Consider the following 24504-nt stretch of genomic DNA (forward strand, 5'->3'; position numbering starts at 1 on the left):
AAATTAAAAAAAGAAGAACTAAAATGTGCCGTGAATCCAGCTCCATTTCTGTGAAAAATTCTCTGTTTTTCTCCCCTTCCGAAGTCCTATAAACCATATTATATATAAGAGAAAGCTCCTTGTAAACCGGATTCCGGGTGATTTAGGAAAATGTGCATGAAAAAAGCGGCTTTTACGCCGCTTTTCCTGTTTTTTAATATATATCCCTAGGCCATGCCGCTTCTGATCTTTAAACTCCGGAGGCCTTTAAAAAAGGCGGGAACCAGAAAGGCATCCGCACAGATCCAGGCGAGAGGAGAGGCGAAGCATACCGCCGCATAGCCGAAGAGGGGGACGAAGAGGAAGGCGACCAGGGATCGGGCCGCCATCTCGGCGACACCGGCGAGGACCGCGAGTCCGGAAAAGCCCATCCCCTGGAGGGAGAAGCGAAAGACATTGACAAGGACCAGCGGGATATAGAATACCGTATTCGCGACGAGATAAAAATGCGCATTCGCGATGACCTCTCTCTCCCCCGCATCCAGAAAGATCTTCGGGAGCTGTCCTCCGAAGAAGATCGAAAGGAGGCAGATCAGGATCGCATAGATCGAGCCGAGCTTCGTGGCCTCCAGCACCCCCTCCCGGATCCGGTCGAACTTGAGGGCTCCCACATTCTGACCGGAATAGGTCGCCATCGTCGCCCCCAGGGTGTCGAAGACGCAGCAGAAGAAATTACTGATCCTTTGCCCCGCGGTGATGGATGCCACCGCGACGGCACCGAGGCCGTTCACTGCCGTCTGGAGGATGACGGAACCGATCGCGGTGATCGAGTACTGAAGTCCCATCGGGATCCCCATCCGAAGCAGCGTCCCGCAGCGCTTTCTGCTGATCCTGAGCTCCCCCTCCTCGAAACGGAGGATCGGGAAGTGACGAATCATATAGAGAAGACAGATCAGCCCGGAAAGACCCTGGGAGAGGACCGTCGCATAGGCCGGTCCGTCCACGCCGAAGCCGAGGAAGGCGATCGAGACATAGTCCAGGACGATATTGAGAAGCGCCGCGAAGATCAGGAAGTAGACCGGCGTCTTGGAATCTCCCAGGGAACGGATCACAGAAGCTGTGATATTGTAGAGAAAGGTCGTCGGGATGCCGAGAAAGATAATGAAAATGTAGCGATAGGCGTACAGAAAGATATCCTCCGGCGTATTCATCCAGCATAGGATCGGCCGGGTTAAAAGAGCGATCCAAAGCGTCATCACAGCGGAAAAAATCAGACTGAGCCAGATGATATTTCCGTTATAGCGGCGAAGGCCATAGTAATCCTGCGCGCCGAAGCGCTGCGCCACCGGAATCGCGAAGCCGGAGCAGACCCCGATCACAAAGCCGTTGATCATGAAATTGATCGCACCCGTGGAACCCACGCCGGCGAGCGCATCCCTTCCGAGCATCCTCCCCACGATGATGGTATCCACCATACTGTAAAACTGCTGGAACAAAGTCCCGAGCAGCATGGGAAGCGCAAAGCCGAGGATCAGCTCTCTCGGATTCCCGCTTGTCATATCCCTTGTGACCTGCTTCTTCTCTTCCATCTTCCCCCTTCTGCCCCCCGTACCGCGCCGCCTGAGTCCTATGCCTTCTCCCGGATATCTCCGTCCCGATAAGCCTGGAGCAGCTCCTCCAGATCGGAAACCTGCTGCAGGAGCTGTTTTCCGTTGTCGGTCTCTCCTACTCGGATCCGGCTCTTCATCTGCTCCACAATCTGGATCTCCGGTGTATTTTCCTCTCCCTTTTTGAAATCCTTGTGCTCCGCCAGCGCAAGATGCCGGGAGTTATAGATCAGCGTATAGCCCGCAATCCCCGTTTTGGAATGATACGCCTTTGAGATGCCGCCGTCAATCACAAAAAGCTTTCCATTCGCCCGGATGGGACTCTCCCCCTTTCCGGTCTTCACCGGCACATGTCCGTTCACGATATGGCCAAGCTCCGGCTTCACCCCGAACTCCGCGAAGATCTTGTCCGCGCACTTCTCCTCCTTCGAGAAGCTGTAGTAGGGATTGAAGGGCTCCTTATGGGTCTTCGGGTCCTCGATAAAGCAGTGCTCAAAGGTCGTGATCTTCTCCTTTCCGAAAAGCGGAGACTTTGGACCGCACCACATATACCAGAAAAAGTCTGTCGCGTAAAGCTTCCCGTTCGGATCGATCTCTCCATCCATGAAATAGGCCTCAATCGCCTTTTCATTGAAATAATCCATGAGCGCCTTCCCGGAGAGAGCTCCCCTCTCCGTCTCAAAGGCCATGAACTCCCCGTCCTCCTCCATGGGGATGCAGCCGTGGTAGAGGATATTGTTGTTCACGACCTTATACATCGATCCGTTCGTAAAGAAGAAATGAATGTGCTTTTTCAGGAGACGCGAGTGCGTAAAGCTGTAGATGAGGGTCTCCATGAGCTCCTCCTCCTTCTCTGTGAGCCGATACGGATCCTTCGGATCGATAGAGGGGAAATTCCGGTCCCGGAGCTCGTATTCCTCCCCCTCGATCTCCACCGTTCCCCTCTCAAAGTCGATCTTGTCCAGGAGAAGCCTGTGGTCCAGATGATACTCCGGATGGCGCCGGATCAGCTTCCCCTCCTCCTTCAGCATAATAATGCTGATCGCCTTGCACATCCTCGCGGCGAGATCCGGATTCACGGAGTCGGAGATATTCTCATCGAGAAGGTGTGTGCGGAAGCAGAGGCAGGGATCGTCACCGTAGACCTCCTGCGCGTACATCGAGAGAGGACGGATATTGATTCCGTATCCGTCCTCCAGCACATCGAAGGAATTATAGGAGGTGGCGATCCGAAGGACATTCGCGATGCAGGCGGGATTTCCGCAGGCCGCCCCCATCCAGTCCGCGTCGTGATTTCCCCACTGGATATCGACATCGTGAAAGTTGATGAGCTCCTCCATGATGAGCTCCGCGTGGGGACCCCGGTCGAAGACGTCTCCGATGATATGCAGACTATCGATCGTCATGTTCTGGATCAGCTCAGAGAGCGCGATGATGAAGTCCTCTCCCATACGGATATCGATGATGGAACGGAGGATCTCCTGATGATAGAGCTTCTTGTCCTCATCGTCATAGTGGAGGAGCTCATCGATCGCGTAGGCATAGTCCTTCGGCATCTTCTTCCGGATCTTGGAGCGCGTGTACTTGGAGCTTATAACCTTGCAGATCGCGACCAGCCGGTTGATCGTGATCTTCTGCCACTCCGGATTTTCCTTCTCCCGGCAATGGGGATTCCCCAGAATCTCCCGCGGATAGTAGATCAGATTCGCAAGTCTCAGCTGCTCTTCCTCCGAGAGGAGATTGCCGAAGGTCTCATCGATCTTTGCCCTCACCACGCCGGAGGAGCTTCTCATGAGATAGATGAAGGCCTCGCTCTCCCCGTGGAGATCCGAGAAAAAGTATTCCGTGCCCTTGGGCAGCCCGCAGATCGCCCTTAAGTTGATGATCTCCGCCGCTGCCGCCGTCGCCGTGGGGAACTGCACCGAAAGCAGCTTAAGATAATCCAGATCTCTTGCCATGTCTTCCTCCTTCTTCTGAGAGATTCCGTACAGAAGGAACCGTCCGCAGAAAGTGATTCCGCATGCTTTCCGTCTCCCCCATGCCGCCCCTGATTCCATTCCCGCATGGGGAAGCCCGCTGCGCTGCATGCCTATCCTGATCCCAATGTCAAAAATTTTGGGAATTAAGCCTCTTGCCCGGACATTATACCCTATGCAGGGCTGTTTTTGTTGAAATTAAGAAAAAAAGAGCCCTCCCCTTCGGGAGGACTCTGATAAAAATTTGTCACATATTCAGTTCCCGCTTCCGCTCTCTGCGGGCGCGGAGCTCATGACACTGGGGTCAATCTCTTTTCTGTTCAGAATCTCCATGAATTCCTCGCCGGAGATCGTCTCTCTCTCATAGAGGAATTTGGTGATCTCATGGAGCTTCGCGATATTGTCCTTTAAGAGTCCGTAGGCCTTGTCGTGCTCCCTCTTTACGAGGGCGACGGTCATCTCGTCGATCTTCGTCTGGGTCTCCGGAGAGCAGGTCAGACTGGCATCCCCGCCGAGGTACTGATTCTGGATCTGCTCCATGGCGACCATGCCGATATCCTCCGCCATGCCGTAGCGGGTGATCATGGCGCGGGCATATTTCGTGGCCTGCTCGATATCGTTCGAGGCTCCGGTCGTGCAGGTGTTGAAGATGAGCTCCTCCGCACATCTTCCGCCGGTCAGAGTCGCGATCTTGTTCTCAAGCTCCTCCTTCGAGTAGAGATAATGATTCCCCTCGTCATCGACCTGCATGGTATAGCCGAGCGCGCCGGAGGTCCTGGGTATAATCGTGATCTTATGAACCGGAGCGGAATTCTTCTGAAGCGCCGCAACGAGAGCATGCCCGACCTCATGGTAGGAGACAATGAGCTTCTCCTTGTCCGTCATGACCTGGTTCTTCTTCTGATAGCCAGCGATCACGACCTCGATGGACTCCTCGAGATCCGACTGAATGACTCTCTCCCTTCCTGCCCTGACCGCCCGGAGCGCGGCCTCGTTGATGATATTGGCAAGCTCCGCCCCGGAGGCACCGGGGGCCGCCTTCGCGATCGCCTCCAGGTTCACATTGTCCGCCATCTTGATCTTTTTCGCGTGAACCTTCAGGATATCCACCCGCCCCTTGAAATCCGGCAGCTCCACCGGAACTCTCCGGTCGAAGCGGCCCGGGCGGAGAAGCGCGGGATCGAGCTGATCCGGCTGGTTCGTCGCGGCAAGGATGATGATCGCCTTCGAGCTGTCGAAACCGTCCATCTCCGTCAGAAGCTGATTCAGCGTCTGCTCCCTCTCATCGTTTCCGCCGAGTCCTCCGGCGCCCCGCTTCTTTCCGATGGCATCGATCTCGTCGATGAAGATGATGCAGGGGGACTTCTTCTTCGCCTGCTCAAAGAGATCCCGCACCTTCGCGGCACCCATGCCGACAAACATCTCCACAAACTCCGAGCCGGAGATCGAGAAGAAGGGCACTCCCGCTTCCCCCGCGACGGCCTTCGCAAGAAGCGTCTTTCCGGTTCCGGGAGGGCCCACGAGGAGCGCGCCCTTCGGGATTCTGGCGCCGATCTTGGAATACTTATCCGGATGGTTCAGATAATCCACCATCTCCGTGAGAAGCTCCTTTGCCTCATCCTCTCCGGCCACATCCTTGAAGGTAACGCTCTCTCCCTCCTTTGCCTCGTACTCCCGCGCATTGGACTTTCCGAAGCCGCCGAGCCCGAAGCCGCCTCCCATCGCGCCCATGGAGGATGCCATCCGCCGGGACAGCCAGTTCCCGAGCGCCCAGAAGATCAGGATCGGGAAGATCCAGCTGAAGAGGAAGGAGAGGATGGGACTTGTCTTCACAGGGATCTGCTCATCATATTTTATTCCCTGATCCTGCAGCTCCTTCAGCACATTGGCCTCCATGAACTCGTTCCTCAGCCTCCCTGTGCTGCAGATCACCGTCTTTCCGTCGATCTTTGCCTCATAGACGATGGTGTCGCTCTGCATATCGACCTTCGTCACCGCCTTGTTCTCCACCGCATTCACAAATTCCGTATAGCTCGTGGCCTTCACCGCCCTCGAAAAAAGGCTCGGAAAGACAAAGGTATTCAAAAGGAGAATGATAATCAGCGCGATAAAATAGTAAAATACGAGAGGGCGCCGATTCCTCGGCGGATAGGAATTCCCTCCTTTTTTATTCTGATTTTCTCCTCCGCTAAACTGCTGAAAAAAATTATTAAAATCCGGAAAGCCGTTCCCCTCCCCGCTGTTTCTCCCCGAATCCCCCGAGGAAAGGAGGATCCCCTTCTCCTCTCCGGGAGAGTATTCCACACCCCCGGTATGATATCTCTTATCCTTCATATTTACTCCCCCTGTATGCTCTGTTTTTCATCTGATCTTTTCCATGCCAAAGTCCGGTCCGAAAGAGACAGCTCCGGCATTTTCGTTATTTTAACAGTCTTTTGTGTCCTTTTGATGAACAGGAGAGGGGAAGAGCGGGAATGCTAAAGCCTTCGGATCTCCCCCTGCAAAAGCCCCCCGACCGCGGAGGCAAAGCGGTCCAGGCTGCGGATCCGGACAAAGCTTTGCTGGAAGATTCTCCGGACATCCGGAAGATCCTCCTCCAATCCGGTATAGACGCAGAGGACATGTATGCCCCGCATGCGGAGTTTGTGAACCTCCTCCGCGCAGTCCGAGACAGCGGCAGGGCCCGCATAGGCCTGCTCCTCCCCGCAGCTTTTCAGCTTCACCATATCATTCGGCTTTTCATCCGTAAGGAGGATGAGGATGCGGTGCTCCGCCTCGCTCTCCTCCATCTGCCCCGCGACAGCGCGGAGCGCGAGACCATCGCGGTTCGCCCCTGTCGTAAAGTAGCGAAAGATTTCTTCATTTCGCTCTCTCTCCCTATAATCCCTAAATAGGGTGAGGATCGTATAACCGCCCATGGAGGAATAGCTCCAGACCCGGACCGGAACCCTGCAGCGGCTCAGGCTCTCCGCGATGATATAGCCCTGCGCCGATACGACCTCCATCCGCCTTTGCTGGGAGGCCGAGGCATCCAGGAGAAGGTCGACCGAAAGGCTCCCGTCCGCACCGGGGACCGTCCGGTCAAAAATACGGCTGTCCCCGCAGTAGAGCGCCCGGAAGATTCGGGAAGCGCAGAGCTCTCCCGAGCCGGAGCGCAGTGTCTCTGCCTCCATCTGCCGGAGAAGTGCATTCCGGATCCGCCTCACGAGCTCCGATACAGCCGCCCGGTTTCTCGCCTCCTCCCTGTGGAAGGCCTGGAGATTCCTCTCTCTCTGGGCACGCATCTCCCGATGCATCCTCCCGACAAAGCCCTTTTCCTCTCCCTGCATCCTTCCCCTTGTGAAGTGAAGCCTGCAGCCGCTGTGACTCCCCCGGCAATAGCGCTCTGTGAGCTCTCTCGAACGGGCCTCATCGTAGAGAGGCAGTCCGAAGTAGGAGATGATGTAATTCCGAAGGCCGGCCTCCGTCACGGCGGCGTACCTCTCCGCATGCGTCCGGAAGGGACTCCCGTCCTCTCCCCCTCTCCCCATAAGCTCTTCGGAAAAGCCGATCGCGAGCTGATGAACCGGTGAAAGCTCCGTCCCCCTCTCCCTCCTTCCCTTCCTTCTAAGAAGAGAGAAAAGCTGCGGGATCAAAAGCTTTCTCCGATGCTTTTGCTCTGCGGCGGGCTTTCCGGGAAGATAGGTGAAATATTTTTGCAGGGTCCTCGACAGGGCCGCGATCCACTGCTCTGTGTCGAGCTCCGGACCGAGCTCAATCTCAGAGAGAAGCTTTCGGTCCACGAGGTCCGGAAGGCCGCTGTCCTCTCCGAGTACCCTGCGAAAATGTCCCTCCGTGATCCAGCCGTCCCGGCTCTCCGCGATCCCGGGCATGAAATTCTTCAGCTTCCGCTCGGCGTAATCCCTGCGAAGCTCCGGGAATGCCGGTCGGAGGGACTTTTCCTTCCCATAGCACGCATTTTCCAGGGCAATCCAGAAAAAGTTTTCATAGAGCTCCTGATCCACCGTCTCGTGAAAGCTGTTGTAGAACTCCTTCAGCTTTTTCCAGTCATAATGTCGGTAGGAGGCCCCGATCATGCTGTTCCAGTAGAGATCCGCCCTCCCGTCCTCATCGTAGATGCGAAAGCCCGGGGAGATCGTGTAATCACCGGCGGCATTCCAGATCAGATTGGCGGCCCTCCTCTTTTCAAATTCTGTCAGAATCATCGAAAGACCTGCTCTCCACTGAGCCCCTCCGGGAAGCGAACGGTGACGAGATCCTCGCAGAGCTGCCTCTCATAGTCGTCAAAGCATTTGTTGATCATGCCGAGCCGGAGCGCCTGAGAGGGGGACAGACCGCGGCGCATCATGCCGACTCCCGCGAGGAGACCGCGGAGATCCAGCGCCCTCGCGGAGATCTCCCCTCCCTCGCACTTTTTTCGGATCTCATCAAAGAGCTCCGCAAGCTGCGAAGCATAGTCCTCCTTGAGCTCCGGATACTGCGAGAGCAGAAGTCTTTTCAGGCTCTCCTTCGAGATCACCGGCATGTGGATCACCATGAAGCGGGAGGCAAGCGCCTCATTCACCTCCCGCGTCCCGGCATAGCCATAGTTCATGGTCCCGATGAAGCGGCATGCCTCATGGAGCGGGATCCGGCTGTAGCCCGGGAGATCAATGAGCCTCCGAAAGTCCAGGACCGCGTGGAGGACGGCGAGAGACTCATTCTTCGCCATATTGATCTCATCCAGGATGCCGAAGCCTCCGAGCTCCGCGCAGCGGAGGACCGGACCCTTTCTCAAGTGAACCGCCCCGTCAAAAAAGGTATCGGAGCCGATCAGCGAGGAGGCGTCTGTGTTAATATAGAGAGAGATATCCCACTCCGGCCTCCCAAAGGCCGCGGAAAGGCCCTCCGCAAGCACATTCTTCCCCGTCGCCTTGGGACCGTCCAGAAGGAGATTCTCACCGCCGAGGAGCGCGGTGGCCGCCTGCTCCCAGATCTCTCTTCCATAGTAAAAATACGGAGGGACCGGAATCCTGTCCCGCTCCTCATCCGCGAGCTTATAAAAGCTCCGGAAGCTCTCGATCTCCGATATGATTTTCCCGGAGACCCCCTCCTCCCGGAGAAAGTCCAGAATATTTTTTTTCATGAAAGACTCCTGTCCATCAAAAAACCGCGCGCAAAGCATGAGCCAAGCGCGCGGCTTTCCCTTCGGAAGCTCTCGATTCCAAAAAACACTTCATTTCCTCCCCTGTCCTCAGGAAGTCTTTTTCCTTCCCCTCAGGAGCACCGCCCCGGCATAGAGAAAGGCAAGTATAATGCCGCCGACATAGGCCGCGTTCCAGGGGAGATGAAAACCGATCTTTGCGTTTAGGATATAGCTTCCGCAGACGACGGTATAGAACATGCCCGGGATCAGCGTCATCCAGGCGAACTTCCCCTTTCCATTTATGAGGAGATAGATCGTCGCCGCCGCCAGAGCAAAGAGCGCCATCGTCTGATTCGACCAGGCAAAATATCTCCAGAGCAGCTGGAAGCCGTTGCTATCCACCTTGGACCAGATCAGGATCAGAAATACCAGTCCGAAGATCGGAGCCGCGAGTCCCAGACGGCGGGCACTGTTGTCCTGCTTGATGTGGAAGGTATCCGCTATGGTCAAACGGAGCGCACGAAGCGCGGTGTCACCGGATGTGATCGGGAGTACGATGACTCCGATGAGGGCGATGGCACCTCCGATCGGACCGAGAGTCCGCATACATACCACGCCGACGACGCTGGTCGCGGAAATCTGCTTCAGAGCGCCGTTCACCTGCTGGAAGTAGGCGAAGGCCCCGTTTTTGCCCATCTGCATCACGATGCCGCCCTTGTCCACGCCGAGCTGGATGAGCACCATCGTACCGGCGGCCCAGACCATCGCGATGAAGCCCTCGACGATCATCATATTATAGAAGGTCATGCGCCCGTCGTGCTCGCTCTTGATTGTCCTCGCGATGAGGGCCGTCTGTGTGGAGTGGAAGCCGGAGAGGATTCCGCAGGCCACGGTCACAAAGAAAATGGGAACGAAGTGCTGTGTTTTGAAATAATCTCCGTACTGAAACGCGCTGGTGTTCCACGGCTCCCAGACATTTACCAGAGGATAATGGAAGATCGCCATGGCGGCGAATACTCCCACGGCGGAGAAAACGAGAATTGCGCCGAAGATCGGGTAGACACGGCCGATGATCTTGTCGATCGGGAATACCGTCGCAATGAGATAATAGACAAAAATCAGTGAGTAGATGATCCAGGTGGAGGCGCTGCTCGCCTTCCCGTCAAAGCCGAAGACCTGCGTCGCCGTGATATCTCCCGGCGTGTAGATGAAGACCGTGCCGACCAGGAGGAGAAGGAGGCAGACAAAAGCATCATAGATCCAGAAAACCGTGCCGTTCGTATACTTCTTCACCATCTCCGGCATCTGTGCTCCGCCGTCTCTCGTGCAGATCATCCCGGCGAAATAATCGTGCACCGCACCGCCGATCACATTCCCGATGGGGATCGTGAGAAGCGCGATCGGGCCGAAAAGGATGCCCTGAATCGGTCCCAGAATGGGCCCGGTTCCCGCGATATTCAAAAGGTTGATGAGCGCATTCTTCCAGGTTGGCATCGGAACGAAGTCCACGCCGTCCTGCTTTGCATAGGCCGGAGTCTCGCGGTCATCCGGTCCGAATACGCGCTCGCAAAAGCGGCCGTAGATCAGACCGCCGACGACCAGAATGACAAGGCCGATCATAAAGGTTGCCATAAATTCCCCTCCCTTTCCCTATCCTCTCCATTCAGGGAAGCAGCGGCGAAACCATGCGGAATCCTCCTTTTGGGCGGCCTGAACCCTTTCTTTACCATGCAGCGGGATCCATCCGAAAATCCGCACGCATTCTCCGAAAACTCCGGGAAGGCGAAGGCAGAATCAGCGCCCTCCCGGGGAATGCATTGCATCCCTGAAAATGACGCCCTCATAATAGTACAGCTTCACAGAATTTTCAATCTTTTCCGCGAGTCTCTCCCCCTAAAAAAGAGAGAAAGCGGAGCTTAAGCAGCGCCGCCCTCGAAAAATAGGTCTAGTTTTCTTCATAATACACAGTATATTTTCGTCCCTTTTTCAGAGCTTGTATCGCTTTCCGAAAAAGCAGCGAAAAGGCGCTGAAGACCGGCCTCAAAGTACGGGTCTTTCCCATCTATTTCGGTAAATTTCCCATCCTTTCCGAAATCCCGGCGCCATTTCTCAAAAGCCAGAAGGCCCTCAGGAAATCTCGATGGATGCCAGCTCCTTTTCCGAGAAATCATAGACGGTAAAACGTCTTTCGTTCAGTATCGCATAGCTGTTCGGGTTTCCTCCCTTCGGAAGAGAGGTGGAGCCGGGATTCAGATGATAAAAGGAGATCCCATTTTCGCACAGCTTCTCCGCCTTCAGAAGATGGCTGTGCCCGTGGAGGAGACAGTCACCATCCATAAGAGGCGGAAGCTTTTCCTCATTGAAAATATGTCCGTGCGTCGCAAAGATATGGAGGCCGTTCAGTGCAAGAAGCGCGTAATCCGCCATGACCGGGAAGTCCAGCACCATCTGATCGACCTCCGCCTCGCAGTTTCCGCGGACCGCATAGATTCGGTCCCTGAGAGGGTTCAGCATGGCGATGACCTCCTTCGGAGCATAGTCCCTGGGAAGATCATTCCTCGGCCCGTGATAAAGAAGATCCCCGAGGAGGATCAGCCGCTTTGCTCCGCTCTCCTCGAACTTTTGCAGCATCTGCCTGCACCAGTAGGCCGAGCCGTGGATATCACTCGCGATAAAATACTTCATATTTCCTCCTCTCATCCTCTGCTCTTATGTATCTTATGTATCAGCCTTAGTCCCTCGTCAGACTTGAAGTTCCTTATTCTTTTCGCCGCCTCTTCTGCCGACCAGCCGTTCCAACACAGGACGCTCCCGCTCCGACTGCCGCGGCCAGCGGCGCGTAAGCGTAGAAGTCTGCCATCAGGCAGACTCGGAGCGTCCTTGACCACTTCTCGAAGAGAAGTGTCTCCCGGAGGGAGATCGGCTGTACTGTGACCTCTGAGGAAAAATATCCGCTCGTTTAAACGCGGCGTCCAGCATCTTCCCTAATGTAAATCCCATGCCGCAAATGGGGGCATGCACGCTCCGAATCTGCCTGATAGCATTCCGTAATCTCACAGCGCTAAAAGACATTCGCTGTTCAATAGATGAAGTGTTCACAACAATACGGCCTCTGAGCTTTTGTCCGTCTAAAAGCAGGCCGTCTGACGCCCCGGCGCTTGGCGATTTGGTTTCTCAAAATCGCTTATGCGCCGCTGGCTGCGGCAGTCGGAGCGAGAGCGCCCTGCTTTGGACAGGCAAAAGCTCAGAGCACTCCGCAGAGAGCAGCATCACTTTCTTTCGATCCGCTCCGGATTCCTTCACCGCTTCGCGGTTCTCGGAATCCTTCCGGCTATTCGGGAATCGCCTCTCGGCTTCTCCGAGAGGCTTTTTCCCTCATATCCGTTGCCCCTCCCTATGGCGTCGCTCTCCCGCATGCGAGCATGCGGAGAGTGACGCCGCACGGAGGGAGCGTATCGCTTACATCCTCTCCGGCGCGGAGAAGCCGAGCGTGTGGATGCAGTCGTTCAGTATTTTCCAGCTCAGGATGAGGGTGGCGAGGCGGCTTTTTTTCTTCTCTTCATCGGGTTCCGCGAGGATCTTCACCTCATGGTAGAAGGAGTTAAAGTCGTTTGAGAGCTTGTAGATATAGCTGCATATTTTGTGGGGGGCGAGTTCTTTCCAGGCGGCCTTCATTTCATCCTGGAATCTTGCGAGGCTAAGCTGCAGCTCATAGCCGCTTTTTTCCTCCATGATGCGGATTTCAAATTCGGATCCGTGTTCCCTGATCCAATCCTCTGCCCCGTGAAATTCCATTCCCTTTGCCTCCGCATATTTCCTGAGGATAGAGGCGATGCGGACGATGGTATAGAGGATATACGGGCCGGTATTTCCCTCAAAGGCCGTAAACTTTTCCAGGTCGAAGACGTAGTCCCGCGTCGCCTGATTCTGAAGGTCCCCGTATTTCAGAGCGGCAAGCGCGACCACATCGGCTGTCTCCTCCGCCTCACGCCCGCTCATTTCCTCGCCCCGGGACGCCCGGATTCTCGCGAGAACGCTCTCCCTCGTATCCCGGATCAGAAGCTCCAGCCGGAGGACGCCCCCCTCTCTTGTCTTAAAGGGCCGCCCGTCCTTTCCGTTCATCGTGCCAAAGCCGATGTAGTCGAGTTCTGTGTCCGGCGGGACAAAGCCGGCTTTCTTCGCGACGCGGAAAAACTGGGTATAATGCAGGCTCTGCCGACTGTCCGCGATATAGATATAGCGGTCCAGATGGAAATTCTTCTCTCTGTCCAGAATCGTCCCGAGATCCGAGGTCGCGTAGAGAGAGGCCCCGTCGGACTTTCGGATCATACAGGGCGGGAGCTCCTTCTTGTCCCCGGGCTCCGCGATATCCACAACAAGCGCCCCTTGGGATTCATAGGCGAGTCCCTTCCTCACAAGCTCCTCGATGAGCCCCGGGATGTAGGGCTCCGCGTCGGACTCCCCCTTCCAGAGTTCAAAATGGACATCCAGCGCATCATAGTTCTTTTTGAGATCGGCCTTCGAGAGCTCCATGATCTTTTCCCAGATCCTCCGGCAGGCCTTGTCCCCGCTTTGCAGCTCTTTCGTCGCTTCATGCGCTCTTTTTGCAAAGTCAGGGTTTAAAAGCTCCCCGTTCGCATCCTTCTCCTTCGCCTTCTTTGAGGCCGCGGGATAGATCTCCTCCAGCTCGGAGAGTGTGAGATCCTCACAGGAAAGCCCCCGGTCCGAAAGCTCCGCGATGATCAGTCCCATCTGAAGGCCCCAGTCCCCGAGATGCACATCGCCGATCGCGTGATTTCCCATCCGGAGGGCGAGTCGCTTCAGTGCTTCCCCGATCACGGCGGAGCGGAGATGTCCCACATGGAGGGGTTTTGCGACATTCGCGCCGCCGTAGTCGACGATGATCCTCTTCCCCTCTTTGGGATCGAGTCCGAGCTTCTCTTTGGCATTCATCTCATTGAGATATCCCGAAAGGAAGGCCTCTCCCAGATCCAGATTGAGAAAGCCCGGTCTGACCGCCTCCACCCTGCGAAAGATCGGGACCTCAGTACTTCCCTGCTCCCGCAGCCTTTCGGCAAGCTCCTTCGCGATCTCCATCGGGTTTTTGTGATAGCGCTTCGCCCCGGCCATCGCTCCGTTGCTCTGATACTCACAAAGATCCGGGCGGTTGGAGACCGTCACTCTGCCAAGCTCCGGATCATAGCCGCAGAGGGAAAAAGCGGCCTTCACCGCTTCCTCTGTTTTATCAAGAATTCCTTTCACATTTTCCTCCCGCTCTAAAAACAATGCACTGTCTCCCGCCCCGCCCAAAGGAGAAGGTCCTATTATCAGGCAGAGGACGGGGAAGAAGGCTCCCTCAAACAAAAGGGCTTCCCTTTCGGGAAACCCTTCTCTCAGCGGCCCTATCCGCCTCAGCCTCTGGACTCATATTCCCCCGTCTGGGTGGAAATGATGATCTTATCTCCGATATTGACAAAGAGCGGGACCTGGACCTCTGCTCCGGTCTCCACCGTGGCCGGCTTCGTAGCTCCTGTCGTCGTATTTCCCTTCAGTCCCGGTTCCGTGTGCGTGACTTCAAGCGTGACCTTGAGGGGGGGCTCTACCGAGAAGACCTTGCCCTGGTAGGAAACCACCTTGCAGGTCTCATTCTCCTTTACGAACTTCATCGAATCCGCGATCTGCTCATGGGAGAGCGCGATCTGCTCATAGGTCTCATTGTTCATGAAGTTGTACATGCTTCCATCGTCGTAGAGGTACTGCATGTCCACACGATCAATGTGCGCCGGCGGGAACTTCTCCGTGGGGCGGAAGGTCCGCTCCGTGACACCGCCGTTGATGACATTCTTCAGCTTCGTTCTGACAAACGCAGCTCCCTTGCCCGGCTTAACATGCTGAAATTCTATGATCTGGACGACCTGCCCGTCGATTTCCAGAGTCACGCCGTTTCTGAAATCACCTGCTGAAACCATAACCCCTCCTAATTACAAGCATACTTTTGTAAAGCCTCTCCTATCCTCCTCGGGCAAAAGGAGTTCTTCCCCCGTTTCAGCCCGCAAATACTGTGATATTCTAATACAAAAGGGCCTGTATTGCAAGGCCCTTTGCGGACTAAGCCGCTTTGTCACTGCCTCTTCACTGCCCTGATCCCGCTCTCTTCTTCACTTTGAAGGATTCCAAAAGCTCAGAAGAAAGGGCAGGCTCAGCCCACAAAATGTGTGCCTGTAATCAGGGAATAGATTCCCCCGATCAGGATGATGATCCAGATCAGGATCTGAAACGGCCGGATCCGTATCGCTGTCCCGCTCTTCCTCGCCCAGCCGATATAAAGAAACTGGAATAAAAGAAAGACCGCCGCGATCACGGTGACTACCAAAGTCATATTGAGGTTCTGTAGATTGATCTGCATGATGTAATTCTCCCCTTCTTTTCCGATATTTTCCGAAGGAAAGCAGGGCGTAGTAAGCCCTGCTTTCCTCTGCGATAAGCCCCCCTCCTTCACTTAGGATAAGGCCCCGCTCTGAGAGCACTTTCCGTGCCTCATTCATTTTATTTTGTTCGCATAGACCACAAAGCGCTGCCGGTGAAGCGTCTTCACGAAGGCGGAGAGCCTTTCATAGAGCGGCTCCGCCTTCTCCCCGAAATTCTCCCGCAGCGCTTCGCCGATCTCCAAAACCGTCCTCTTCCCGTCGATCCTCTTCCAGACAAAGCTTCCGAATTCATCGAGCTCAATCTCGCTGAAGGGCGGCCGTCCGAAAAATTTCTGAGCGATCCGGTTCATGAGGCCGCGGTTTTCCATCCGCACGACGACAAGCCCGTTCTCAAGCTCCTTCCACGGGAAATTCCGGTTCCGGCGCGGAACATAGTCCAGGTAGTTTTCTCTTCCTCTTCGCATCAGTTCTCTCACGCCGCCTGCTTCTTTTCCGCAGTTTTTCTATTCATGAAGTAGATCAGTGTGGCGATGAGAAGCACGAAGAAGAGGATTCCTCCGATATTTCCAAGGCTCAGGAGCTTCGAGATATCCGGATCCAGCTTCAAAACCGCGAGGACCGCGAGAATGATTCCCACGACACCCTCTCCGGCGATCATTCCGGAGGCGTAGAGGATTCCATTCTCCACCCTTTCCTTCCGCTCTGTCTCATTGAGACCCTTCTTCTTATCGATCCAGCGGCGCACCAGTCCGCCGATCATGATCGGACAGCTCAGGTGAATCGGGAGATAAAGTCCGACCGCAAAGGGGAGCACGGGGATCGAGAAGAGCTCCACCACGAGCGCGATAAAGACTCCGGCAAAGACGAGAGCCCAGGGAAGATTCCCGTTCATGACGCCCTCTATGACCATCTTCATGAGTGTCGCCTGCGGAGCGGGGAGCTGATCCGTCCCATAGCCCCAGGCGGCATTCAGAAGATAGAGCACACCGCCGACCGCCATAGCGGAGACGGCGACGCCGATGATCTCTCCCGCCTGCTGACGGTAGGGAGAGGCTCCCACCAGGAAACCGGTCTTCAGATCCTGCGAGGTATCCCCCGCGATCGCCGTCGCGACACAGATCACAGAGCCGATCGTGATCGCGGCGATCATGCCCGGCATACCCACATTTCCCGTCGCCTTCAGGACAGCCGTCGTCGCAAGGAGCGTGGCGATGGTCATGCCGGAGACCGGGTTGTTGGAGCTTCCGATGACACCGACCATGCGGGAGGAAACCGTCGCGAAGAAAAATCCGAAGATCACGATCAGAAGCGCTCCCGCGAAATTTACGGGGATCATCGGAAGAAGCCACATGGCGACAGCCGAGATCACGATCATCGCGAGCACGAACTGCATCGGAAGATCCCGGTTCTGCCGATTCGCTTCCCCGGTCTTCGCGCCAATCCCGCGCACAGCATCGCGGAAGGTCCGGATGATGAGCGGCATGGACTTTATGAGACTCAGAATTCCGCCTGTCGCCACTGCGCCGGCGCCGATATACTTCACATAGGAGCTCCAGATCCCGAAGGATTCCATCTCCGAGATCGGCTTCGCCCCGGGGAAGATCGTCATATCCCCGCCAAAGGTGTGGATGAGGGGCATGATGACGAGCCAGCCCAGAATTCCTCCCGCAAACATATAGGAGGAAACCTGCGGACCGCAGATATATCCCACGCCGAGGAGCGCCGGGAGCACATCCGCACCGATTCCCGCGCCCTTGTAAGCATTGAGCTCATAGTGGACCTCACTCGGGAAAAGCTTCAGGCCGTCCGCGATGAACTTATAGAGCGCGGAAACTCCAAGGCCGGAGAAGACGGTCGCCGCCTTCGCCCCGCCGGACTCCCCGGCTTCCAGCACCTCCGCACAGGCGGAGCCCTCCGGATAGGGGAGCTTTCCGTGCTCCTGCACGATCAGAGCCGTGCGGAGCGGAATCATAAACATCACGCCCAGGAGACCGCCAAAGAGCGCGACCAGAGCGATCATGAGAAGAGAAGGCGTATCCGTCTTCCCCTCTCCCGCCCAGAGAAAAAGGGCGGGCAGTGTGAAAATCGCTCCCGCCGCCACGGACTCACCGGCGGAACCGATGGTCTGCACCATATTGTTCTCGAGGATGGAGTCCTTCCTCATGATCACTCGGATCACGCCCATGGATATCACGGCCGCCGGAATCGAGGCGGATACCGTGAGCCCGACCCTGAGCCCCAGGTACGCATTCGCTCCACCGAAAACGATGGACATCAAAATGCCCAGGATGATGGAGGTCGCCGTCATCTCCGGCAGAGTCGAATCTGCCGGGACAAATGGCTTAAATTTGCCGCTGTCTTCACTCATTATTTATTCCCCCTTCCTTGATTCGCGCCCGTCTCTGTCGATTTTATGCTTTAACTCGATAAATCAGACGCAGTTTCATTGTACCCGCCCTCCCCCTCCCCGTCAATAAAAAGATCGGATTCGCGGCAAGGTCAAATAGCTTCGCCGTCTGCTATAGCCGGGTATATTTACGAAAAAGGATTCATCATAAAATCCTGTCCCCGCTTTTATGAAGCACTCCGCAGAGACAGGACCCTGACATTTCGTTTTTATTTTATCATTAAGAATTTCCGAGGAAAAGTTTTCCCTCAGATCATCCCGTCCTTTATGACCTTGTGATCCTTCAGAAGCTTATAGAGAATTGTCCTTTGGAGCTTTCGAAGAAGGGGGCGCTTCAGAGGATTCAGCGGTCCCAGATCCAGCTCCAGAGGGGACTTCCCATCCATGAGCTTCACGCTCGCATCCAGAAGCTCCCGGATATCGTAGACGCTGCCCCAGACCTCCGGGACTGCGCGGTCCACTCCGAGGAGGCCATAGACCGCCTCCATCGCCGTCCGGACGGAATACTCCGTCGTAAAGATCGTGTCCCTCGGGGTCTCCGCGAACTGTCCGAGGAAGGCGAAATTCACGGAGCCGTCGGGAATCACATCGGGGCGGTCTCCCTTCCGTCTTGGCATGAAGAAGGCCGTGATAAAGGGCATGAGCGTCGGAACCGTGCCGGCCTCCTTTTGCGCGAGCTCCTCGATCTCCGCGGCCGGGATTCCGATATGGTAGAGCCACTCGGCACAGATCTCCTCTCCCGTGCACTCCTTCATGGGCTTTTTCACATAGTCCCCGTCCCTGTCGATAAAAAGGCCGTAGATCCAGACGCAGACCTCATCCTTTGGCTGCTCCTTGAACTGCCCCTGCCGGTTGATGGTCCAGCTCATGAGCCAGGCGGAATCCCGGCAGCTTACGATGCCTCCCGTGACGACCCGGCCGCTCAGGGGATCTCTCCGGCAAATCTCCTTGATCCGCTCGATGATGCGCGGATTTTTCGTCGTGAGCGTCGCGGATTCCCAGCTCGAGCGGCTCGTATCCCCGCAGAACTTCTCCGGTCTCCCGAAGGCAGGATGCTGAGAAGCGATGTTTTTCCAGAGGCTCCAGCATCCGCTCTCCCGAATCTCCGCATCCCCCGTGGGCGCATGGGTCTGATCCCCGTAGATCGTTCCCTCGGTGCAGCTTCCATTCGTCACAAAGACAAGGTCATTCTCCGTGAGCGGGATCGTCTTCTCTCCCTCCGCTCCCTTATATTCGATTGACTCCGCGATTTTTCTTCCTCCCTCGAAGCGGAAGCGGACATTTCTGACCCTGGTATTGAACTGAAAGTGAACGCCCGCCTTCTCTAAGTATCTCTGCATGGGCAGGATGAGGGATTCATACTGATTATATTTCGTGAATTTCAGAGCGGAGAAATCCGGAAGACCTCCGATGTGATGGATAAAGCGCTGCAGATAGAGCTTCATCTCCAGAGCACTGTGCCAGTTCTCAAAGGCAAACATCGTCCGCCAATAGAGCCAGAAGTTCGAGCGGAAAACCTCGTCATCAAAGACATCCTCGATCGCCTTATCATAGAGGTCCTCATCCCTTGTGAAGAAGAGCTTCAGGATCTCCATGGAGCCCTTTTGACTCAGACCGAATCTCCCGTCGGTGTGCGCATCCTCTCCGCGGCGCTCGGTCGCCCGGCAGAGGGAATAGTTCGGGTCGTGCTTATTGAGCCAATAGTATTCGTCGAGCACGGAGATTCCCTCCGTCTCCAGGGAGGGGATGCTTCGGAAGAGATCCCAGAGGCACTCGAAATGGTCCTCCATTTCCCGCCCGCCCCTCATGACATAGCCTCTTGTCGGATCGTTGATCCCGTCGCAGGCACCGCCCGCGAGATCCATGGTCTCGAGGATGTGAATCCTCTCTCCCTTCATCTGCCCGTCCCGGATGAGAAAGCAGGCCGCAGCGAGAGAGGCAAGACCGGAGCCGACGAGATAGGCGGACTTTTGCTCCACTCCCTCCGGCTTCTCCGGGCGGGCAAAGGCCTCGTAGTTCCCCTTCGCATAGTAGATCCCCTTCAAATTCTTCGCGTTCTTTCCCCGCTCCGTATTCCTGAAGTCAGACTCGTCCGGACTCCCCTTCAGACTTCGAAACGCCCTTTTCCCGCAGTGCAGCGCCGCTGCCGCGGCGGCGCCAAGAGCGACGAGCGAAGCGCCGGTTCTGAGCCATTTCTTTCCCATACCATCCTGCCTTTCCCGCATGCAAACCGCAAAGCGAAACTCTCCCACCATAAGCCTTAAACCCGCCGGACGCAAAAGGCGGATTCCCCGCTTTTCCGCCGCAAACGCACTGCGGCTCTGAGCCCATTGTAATCGGGGAGAGCCGCCTCGTCAATTCTGTTCCTGCGCCTTGGCCGCTTCACCCGCCCGACGTGAGATTTTATATTATATTTTCACAAAATCATATATCTAATTCCCGGGAAATATGCTATAATTTTATTGGTACCCACGGGAAAGCATGCCAAAGGAGGTCTGAAATGCTGACAATTTTCAAAGCCAGATCAAGGAAAACCGAGACAGGTCTGCAGGTCGAATCCGAATCGAGAGGCTTCAAGCTCATCATGGATGAGCCGAGGGCCCTGGGGGGCACGGACAGCGGGATGAATCCGATCGAAGCTCTTCTCTGTGCGCTCGGTTCCTGTCAGTCCATCGTCGTCGCGGCATTCGCGAAGGCGCAGAATTTCAAGTATGAGGAATTCCATGTGGAGCTGGAGGGAGATCTGGATCCGGACGGCTTTCTGGGGCGCGCCGATGTGAAAAAGGGGCTGCAGGAGATCCGCTTCACCATGCATTTTAAGACGGAGGAGTCGCAGGAGAGCTGTGAGCGCTTCGCGGATTTCGTCCAGTCGACCTGCCCCGTGGAGAACACCCTCTTAAGCGACGTGAAGATATTGAGGACAGCCGTTGTAAAGGATTAGGTTCCATCAGAGTCTTAGGAAAGGAAACGCTGTGCCGATGGATCGGCACAGCGTTTCCTTTCCTTAAATCCCCACAGATCTTTTCGCGGCAATCCTTTGCCTTTTCCGAAAAAGCCGGGTAAAATCCCGATAGGCGGCTAAGGAGCCGGAGGGATCAGGAAAAAGGAGGAAGATCAGATGTCGGACTACAGGATCACAGAGCTTTATCCCGGGGACAGCCGGACTCTTTCCGAGGTCGACTCTCTTCTTAAGAGGGAGGGGATCGAGCGGGACCGGAATCTGGACTATACCGCTGCGATGCTGGATGAAAATTACAAAGTCATCGCGACCGGAAGCTGCTTCGGAAACACGCTCCGCTGCCTCGCGGTGGACAGCGCGCACCAGGGGGAAGGGCTTTTAAATGAGATCGTGAGCCATCTTATAGAGCACGAATTCAGCCAAAACATCTCTCATATCTTTCTCTATACCAAGTGCAGTACCGCGAAATTCTTCGAAAGCCTCGGCTTCCGAGAGATTGCTCGTGTGGAAGGGACGCTCGTCTTTATGGAAAACCAGAGGGATGGCTTTTCCGGCTATCTGGAACGCTTAAAGAGAGAGAGCGAATCGCAGGAAGCAAGGGAGAAGCTCAATCCCCCCGGGGCTTCCTCTCCGAAAAAGGAGGGAGAACAGGAAGAGAACTGCAGCGCCGTAGTGATGAATGCAAATCCCTTTACGAGGGGACATCTCTACCTCATCCAAAGGGCAGCGGAGCTCTCCCGCCTCCTCCACCTTTTCATCCTCTCAGAGGAAAAAAGTCTCATCCCCTTTTCCGTCCGAAAAAGACTGATCCTGGAAGGCACAAGGGGGATCCCCAATCTCATCGTCCACGACAGCGGCTCCTATATCATAAGCTCCGCTACCTTTCCGGCCTATTTTTTAAAGGATGATACCGCGGCGATTGAATCCCAGGCGGCGCTGGACCTCCAGGTCTTCAGCCAGATCGCACATGCTCTGGATATCGGAGCCCGCTTCGTCGGAGAGGAGCCCAATTCCAGGGTCACAAGGCTCTACAATGAGCTCATGGCATCGCGTCTTCCGAAGGAAGGGATCCGCTGCCGCATCATCCCCCGCCTGGAAGAAAACGGAAAGCCGATTTCCGCCTCCACGGTCCGCCTCGCGATCCAGAAGGACGATTTTGAGACCTTGAAAAGGCTGCTTCCGGAATCGGGCTATTCCTACTTTTGCTCCGAGGAGGCGAAGCCCGTGATCGAACGAATCAAGGCCGCGGGAAATGTCCTGCATGATTAGTCCGGCTCTGTCATTCCAAATAAAGGAACAAAGGAGCAGCGCCGCAGGGCGCGGCGGTCAGAGCGAAAGAGCCCCGTGCCCAGCGGAAAAGCGGCAGAAAGCTTATGCCTTTAGAACCTGTGTCCTCCACCTCCGGACGAAAATCCTCCGCCGGAAGAGCCGCCGCCGGAGAAGCCGCCTCCTCCGGAGCTTCTTCCGGAGCTCTTGGAGGGCGGATCATAGATCTTCTCATGCTTATAGGCGTCCGCGACCCGGTCGGAGATCAGGAAGCTGACCGCCATGGCGCCGAGGATCTCCGCCGTACTGGCTTTCATCCTGATCCGGGAGCTGAACGCAAAGGCATAGTTCAGAAGGAGTGCCGCGAGGATCGCAAAAAGCGCGTTGCAGATCCATTTCATCGGCCGCGCGATGAGCTGCCCGGAGAGAAGCCGGTAGGCCTCGAGATAAGTCTCCCGCGCCGCGCCGTAGTAATTTTCACGGCTTGCCATCCGAAAGACATTGTCTGTGATGGTGTTGGCATTGTCCTCTGTAATCACGCGGTAGACGGATCCGCCGCTTTGGATCCGAAGCTCCCGGTTCTTCATATCAATCAGGAAGAGAAACGCATCCGTACGCCCAAAGAGCGCCTGATAGCTCTTTCTCGCATATTCGGCGGCGCTGTCCGAGCCGTCGGCATAGCCCGATACGAAGCCGACATTTCCGTAGGCGGTGATCCGCTTCATCTCCTCCGAGAGCTTTTCCTCCTCCTCGCTCGTCAGAAGGTCTTCTCCGTCCTCCAGGTAGACGGAGTAGCCGGTGTCCGGATTCGTATAGAGCTTTTCCGCCGAAAAGGCCGTGATGAGAAAAAGCTGGACAGAGAGAAGGATGGTGAAAAGGGCGGCCGTAAGCGCCCGTCTTCTTAGTCTTTTCATCATTCTATTCCCCCTTCTTTGTAAAGAAATCCGGCACCGGACGGGTGGCGAAGTTATTATACTTTTTAATCACTCCCAGGATCGTGATTCCGATCGAGAGAAGGGAGACAACCGATCCGAGGTAAAAGAAGAGGTCCTCCACCGGATTCCAGAACAGAATCAAGGCGGAGAGCAGCACGGCAAAGACAGCGCCCAGCATCTCCGTGAAGTGTGTGTTTTTTGCGGGCACCCTCTCCGTATTTTTCGCTTGACTTCGCCTTTGATACTCCTCTGTCATATTTTTCCCCTGCATATCTTCCGGCTCTGCCGCAGCACTCTTTGCCTCATCCTTCTGCTTCCACTGATATCCCGTGTCGTCCTTTCTCTTCTCCTTTCTGTGAATCGCGCGAATCTCCATGGCATAGAGGAAAATCGTAAAGACCGCAAGCAGCATGGAGAAGATCAGGATCTTCTGCGCGGAAAGGGAGAGGATAAGGTTCAGAAGCAGAAAGATCGGAATGGCAAAGAGCAGCGAGGCCCGGAAGAATCTCCCGCTGTCGATCGGAAGATCCGAGTAGATCGTCCCTGTCGATCCGTTCACAACGGAATAGGCGATCCGATCCCCCTTCCGATAGGTCAGAAACCAGATCGGAAACATCATGCGCTCCGATGAAATATCCCCGGCGATCTCGTTTCGAATCTGAGCGGTCGCGGAGGATTCGACCTTGATGCCGCCCTCCTGAAAGCCCTGACTGCTGAGAAGTCGTCTCACAATGTCCTTCGCGATGGTAGTATAGGCTTCGTTTTGATAGATTTCCACCGGGACATCCGCCGTGTCCGCGTAGAAGCCGAGGAGGAAGGAGGGCGCGAAGTCCACCATATTCTTCGTGGAAAAGGGGGCAATCCTCTGGCTGATTCCATCGTCGAAGCTGCTGGAGGCATCGTAGGAGACGCCGTCGTAGCTCGCGTCAAGCTTACCGCTCAGATGGTAATGGTCCACATAGATATAATCGCCCCGCCTCGTCCTTTTTACCCCGTCAAAATGCACCTCTCGCTCGGTCTTTGAGCGGAAGCTCCAGTAGGGAAGGTAGAAGCCCACGAAGCGCTCCAGATACTTCGGGTCCCTCAGCTCCTTCGGCGTATAGGGCGTTCTCTTTATCATGCTGAGATAGGATTTTCTACAGTCCTCCTTCGTGACACGGAAGGGAATGATCTTTGCCGGGCGCTTTTCCTTCTGTACCCGGCTCGAAAACACGACTGCCCCGCCGCAATAGCTGCAAAAGCCCGCGGCACTCAGATTCGTGCTCTCGATCTCCGCACCACATTCGGGACAGGTAAAGACCGTGACCTGGTACTCATCGTCGGTGCTCTCCACGGCATCCGCCTGCTTTTCCTGTTCATAAGGGTCAAAGGAGCTCTCACAATGATTGCATTTCAACTTCTGAGATGCGATATCAAAGCGGAGATCCCCCCCGCAGTTCGGGCATTCGTACATCCTCTTTCCTCCTGTTTTCTCAAATTTTCTGCTTCCTCCGGGCAGGAATGCCGGAACGGATGCGTAATGATTATAGCATATAAGCGCTCCCGCGCTCAATCCGCTTTCTGAGCGCGAAAAGAGGCTGTCGCAATAGAGTGTTGCGACAGCCCTCACGAATCGGTGAAAATCCGGCCTTGATGGCCGGATTTTTCCGATTTCAGGTATGTTTTTTACATGTTTCTTGATTCGGCAAACGTCAACTAAAGCCGCTCATTGAATAAGCGCCTTCTCCTGATCTGTGTTTTGAATGGCCTTGATTATGAAGCTTTCAGTTCGGTCAAGAACTGGCCTGTCCGGCCTCCCTGGATCTTAAAATGAAGCTTGTTG

General features: G+C 55.5%; 17 protein-coding genes. 2 read left to right on the top strand and 15 right to left on the bottom strand.

All coding sequences use genetic code 11. The features are described 5' to 3' along the window. Window positions 1-206: 206 nt before the first annotated feature. The 13 genes from GCWU000341_RS06080 to GCWU000341_RS06150 form a co-directional block, all read right to left on the bottom strand. Window positions 207-1568: an MATE family efflux transporter gene (locus tag GCWU000341_RS06080; protein ID WP_009214946.1), complete on the bottom strand. Its 1362-nt coding sequence runs from the start codon at window positions 1566-1568 to the stop codon at window positions 207-209. A gap of 38 nt (window positions 1569-1606) precedes the next feature. Beyond that, the gene (locus GCWU000341_RS06085) at window positions 1607-3544 is read right to left on the bottom strand and encodes a fructose-bisphosphatase class III (protein ID WP_040653763.1); all 1938 of its coding nucleotides are present in this window, start codon (window positions 3542-3544) and stop codon (window positions 1607-1609) included. A 273-nt stretch (window positions 3545-3817) separates the two neighbouring features. After that, window positions 3818-5896 carry an ATP-dependent zinc metalloprotease FtsH gene (gene ftsH / locus GCWU000341_RS06090; RefSeq protein WP_009214948.1) on the bottom strand — a complete coding sequence of 693 codons (2079 nt, stop codon included), beginning with the start codon at window positions 5894-5896 and terminating at the stop codon, window positions 3818-3820. A gap of 143 nt (window positions 5897-6039) precedes the next feature. Then, window positions 6040-7767 carry a hypothetical protein gene (locus GCWU000341_RS06095; protein ID WP_009214950.1) on the bottom strand — a complete coding sequence of 576 codons (1728 nt, stop codon included), beginning with the start codon at window positions 7765-7767 and terminating at the stop codon, window positions 6040-6042. Continuing rightward, window positions 7764-8687 (bottom strand): AAA family ATPase, encoded by a 924-nt coding sequence (locus GCWU000341_RS06100; RefSeq protein ID WP_040653767.1) that lies wholly within the window; start codon window positions 8685-8687, stop codon window positions 7764-7766. Before GCWU000341_RS06100 ends, GCWU000341_RS06095 begins: the two co-directional genes overlap by 4 nt. Before the next feature lie 108 nt (window positions 8688-8795). Further along, window positions 8796-10319 carry a carbon starvation CstA family protein gene (locus GCWU000341_RS06105; protein ID WP_009214952.1) on the bottom strand — a complete coding sequence of 508 codons (1524 nt, stop codon included), beginning with the start codon at window positions 10317-10319 and terminating at the stop codon, window positions 8796-8798. 495 nt (window positions 10320-10814) lie between these two features. Then, window positions 10815-11372, bottom strand: a complete 558-nt coding sequence (gene yfcE / locus GCWU000341_RS06115; protein WP_009214954.1) for a phosphodiesterase — start codon at window positions 11370-11372, stop codon at window positions 10815-10817. Between the two features lie 774 nt (window positions 11373-12146). Beyond that, on the bottom strand, window positions 12147-13949 hold the full coding sequence (gene argS, locus GCWU000341_RS06125; protein WP_040653769.1) for an arginine--tRNA ligase: 1803 nt from the start codon (window positions 13947-13949) through the stop codon (window positions 12147-12149). A gap of 149 nt (window positions 13950-14098) precedes the next feature. Beyond that, on the bottom strand, window positions 14099-14656 hold the full coding sequence (gene efp, locus GCWU000341_RS06130; RefSeq protein WP_009214958.1) for an elongation factor P: 558 nt from the start codon (window positions 14654-14656) through the stop codon (window positions 14099-14101). Window positions 14657-14886: 230 nt separating this feature from the next. After that, a complete protein-coding gene (locus GCWU000341_RS06135; RefSeq protein ID WP_021774199.1) occupies window positions 14887-15093 on the bottom strand; it encodes a hypothetical protein in 207 nt (68 codons plus the stop codon). Window positions 15094-15228: 135 nt separating this feature from the next. Continuing rightward, a complete protein-coding gene (locus GCWU000341_RS06140) occupies window positions 15229-15579 on the bottom strand; it encodes a PqqD family protein (protein ID WP_009214961.1) in 351 nt (116 codons plus the stop codon). An 8-nt stretch (window positions 15580-15587) separates the two neighbouring features. Further along, window positions 15588-17483 (bottom strand): OPT family oligopeptide transporter, encoded by a 1896-nt coding sequence (locus GCWU000341_RS06145; RefSeq protein WP_009214962.1) that lies wholly within the window; start codon window positions 17481-17483, stop codon window positions 15588-15590. Window positions 17484-17770: 287 nt separating this feature from the next. Next, entirely contained in the window at window positions 17771-19726 is a 1956-nt protein-coding gene (locus GCWU000341_RS06150) for an oleate hydratase (RefSeq protein ID WP_040653771.1), read from the bottom strand. A 296-nt stretch (window positions 19727-20022) separates the two neighbouring features. On the opposite strand from GCWU000341_RS06150, the gene GCWU000341_RS06155 reads away from it, so the two are divergent. Both GCWU000341_RS06155 and citC read left to right on the top strand, forming a co-directional pair. Then, a complete protein-coding gene (locus GCWU000341_RS06155) occupies window positions 20023-20463 on the top strand; it encodes an OsmC family protein (protein WP_009214965.1) in 441 nt (146 codons plus the stop codon). 177 nt (window positions 20464-20640) lie between these two features. Beyond that, on the top strand, window positions 20641-21750 hold the full coding sequence (gene citC, locus GCWU000341_RS06160) for a [citrate (pro-3S)-lyase] ligase (RefSeq protein ID WP_009214966.1): 1110 nt from the start codon (window positions 20641-20643) through the stop codon (window positions 21748-21750). 110 nt (window positions 21751-21860) lie between these two features. Here citC and GCWU000341_RS06165 read toward each other — a convergent pair whose 3' ends face one another. After that, window positions 21861-22664, bottom strand: a complete 804-nt coding sequence (locus GCWU000341_RS06165) for a TPM domain-containing protein (protein ID WP_009214968.1) — start codon at window positions 22662-22664, stop codon at window positions 21861-21863. A gap of 1 nt (window position 22665) precedes the next feature. After that, window positions 22666-24135 (bottom strand): zinc ribbon domain-containing protein, encoded by a 1470-nt coding sequence (locus GCWU000341_RS06170; RefSeq protein WP_009214969.1) that lies wholly within the window; start codon window positions 24133-24135, stop codon window positions 22666-22668. Between the last annotated feature and the right edge of the window lie 369 nt (window positions 24136-24504).

The organism is Oribacterium sp. oral taxon 078 str. F0262 (assembly GCF_000160135.1).
Classification (GTDB): Bacteria; Bacillota; Clostridia; order Lachnospirales; family Lachnospiraceae; genus Oribacterium.